Origin of the sequence: Terriglobus sp. YAF25 (assembly GCF_052113305.1) — a bacterium.
Classification (GTDB): Bacteria; Acidobacteriota; Terriglobia; order Terriglobales; family Acidobacteriaceae; genus Terriglobus.
Window position 1 is genome coordinate 1 of the sequence record NZ_JBFRCY010000741.1, and the last position, 2,205, is coordinate 2,205.

Annotated in this window: 3 protein-coding genes; all 3 read right to left on the reverse strand. The window is 60.0% G+C overall.

What is annotated here, in order from left to right:
• Window positions 1-816: FAD-binding oxidoreductase (locus AB4043_RS23130; RefSeq protein ID WP_442308222.1), on the reverse strand; the 816-nt coding region annotated here is incomplete at its 3' end.
• 7 nt (window positions 817-823) lie between these two features.
• Complete coding sequence (locus AB4043_RS23135) at window positions 824-1,987, reverse strand: lactonase family protein (protein ID WP_442301462.1); 1,164 nt, start codon at window positions 1,985-1,987, stop codon at window positions 824-826.
• Window positions 1,987-2,205, reverse strand: a 219-nt coding sequence (locus AB4043_RS23140; RefSeq protein ID WP_442308223.1) for a hypothetical protein, incomplete at its 5' end; no start/stop codon positions are given. The genes AB4043_RS23140 and AB4043_RS23135, both read right to left, overlap by 1 nt.

The following is a 2,205-nucleotide window of genomic DNA, read 5'->3' on the forward strand; positions in this document are numbered from 1 at the left end:
GGTCTGGGCGTAATGGAGACCGAGGCCTATGCGACCGGACTTGCTGTTACCCACAACGAGGTTGGTGAAGACGGGATATGTCGCGGGGTTCTTGTCGTTCTTGGCCCAGTAATCGCCATAGGTGGTGACGATACGAACGAACTTCTCGCGCGTCATCTCCTTCCAGTCCCAGGAGATATTGGCGGTGAGCACCTGCTTGGGCATTGGAGGAAGCTTGGCGAAGTGGAAGGCGGTGATCACACCGAAGTTCGAGCCTTGCCCACCGCGTAACGCGCGAAAGAGCGCGGGGTGATGTTGCGCGTCGGCGTAGATGAGCTCTGCTTTGCCGGCCTGGTTGACGATAACGATCTCAACACCGGTCAGCCAATCGACGGTAATGCCGTACATGCGTGCCAGGGTTCCATAGCCGCCTCCGGAGACGTGTCCGCCCGCGGTGACGGTATAGCAGGTACCGCCGGGAATTACCGCGCCGCCCAGCTTATAGAGCCGTTCGTAGACAACACCGAGCTTCGCTCCGGGCTGGATGACGTAGCTGCCCGGAGTTTCGCCGGTGGTGACACGGTCCATCATGCTGACGTCCAGCAGCACACCGCCCGGGTTGTTGACGACCCAGTCCTCGTAACAGTGGCCTGAAGAACGCACGGTCGGCCGCTGTCCGCGATCGATTGCCTGCTGCAGAGTGCGGACTACATCTTCCGCGCTGGTACAGTATTCAACCTGAGCAACGCGCTGACTGTCAGAGGCAGGGAAGCGTGCATTATTGCCGCGACTGCAAACATCAAAACGAACATCCTTGCGATCAACAACTGAGGCCATGCTCCTCCTAGATCCAGATGGCAAACATCGGTGTATCCAGTGGATACCGGTGTACCGGGCCGGAAAGTTCGCCCGTAGCAGGATTGCGTTGCAGGACAACCACCTCGCCGCTGTCCTGATTGCTGGCAATCATCCATTTGCCGGTGCGGTCCAGGGCGATGTGACGGGTGGTTTTGCCGCCGTTGGGTGCAAGCTGTTTGAGCTTCAGCTTGCCCGAGGCACGGTCGATATCGAAGACCGCGATGGTCTGGTCGGCGATGCGGTTGCCGACGTACACGTTTCGTCCGTCGGCGGAGGCCAGGATCTCGCCGGCAAAGGCGGTATGCGGGGGAAAGTCCGGCTTCAGAGTCGAGACGCGGTCGATGGGCGTGATGCGGCCGCGGGCAGCATCCCACGCAAGAATATCGATGGTCGAGTCGAGCTCATTCACGCTATAGAGCCACTTGCCATTCGGATGAAACGCGATGTGTCGAGGGCCGCTCGCGGGCTTTGCCTGCCAGACCGGAGGATCGTTGGGCGTGAGTGCAGCGGTTGCCGCATCAATGCGATAGATGCAGATCCGGTCGAGGCCGAGATCGTTCACCAGAAGGAAGCGGCCATCGGGGGAGACCTGCGCCGAGTGGGCATGGGACTTCGTCTGCCGTGAAGGATCAGGGCCGCCGCCTTCGTACTGAAAATGAGAGACAGCCTCGCTCAGCCTGCCGTCCGGCTTGACGTGGTAGGAAGCGATGCTGCCTCCGCCGTAGTTGGCGATAAAGACCGAGCGACCATCTGGCGAGAGGGAGAGATGCGTGGGGCCGCTGCCCACGGAAGAGACTTTATTCAGCAGGCGAAGCTCGCGAGAGCCGGGAACGGTCTCCAGGGCGTTTACGCCGGAGTCGTCTTTACCGTCCTCGCTGACGGCATAGATCCGTGTGAGCGAGCCGACGCGGCGGGTGGCGAGGAAACTCGGTGATACCAGGGTAGCCGCTAACGTAATGGCGCCGAGCTCGCCGGTGGCTGCGTTCCAGTCAGCGGTGTAGATCCCTTTGCTGACCTTGCCGGTGGTTCCCAGCAGTACGCGGGTTGGAGTAACCGTACCGGCGGCAAATGCGGAACGGATGGTGAACGCGGTCGCAAGACCGCCCCATGCAAACTCTCTACGGGACAGTCCGGGGGTATTGACGGGCATCACGTCGTCCTCAATCGTTTTTTCGATGCGCCAAGGGTAATTTGTGAGAACAGCAGATGAAATCGGGCAAAAGTCCTATGCCCTTGCAGCATCGTTATAGTCAGACTAGAGCGTTTTCCCTGTTGCTGGGTATTCCGGAAGAGATGCGCAGTGGCGTTTTCATTGCGGAAAACGCCCATAGATGCAGAAGCCCTACGCCGCACCCACAGGGAAAATGC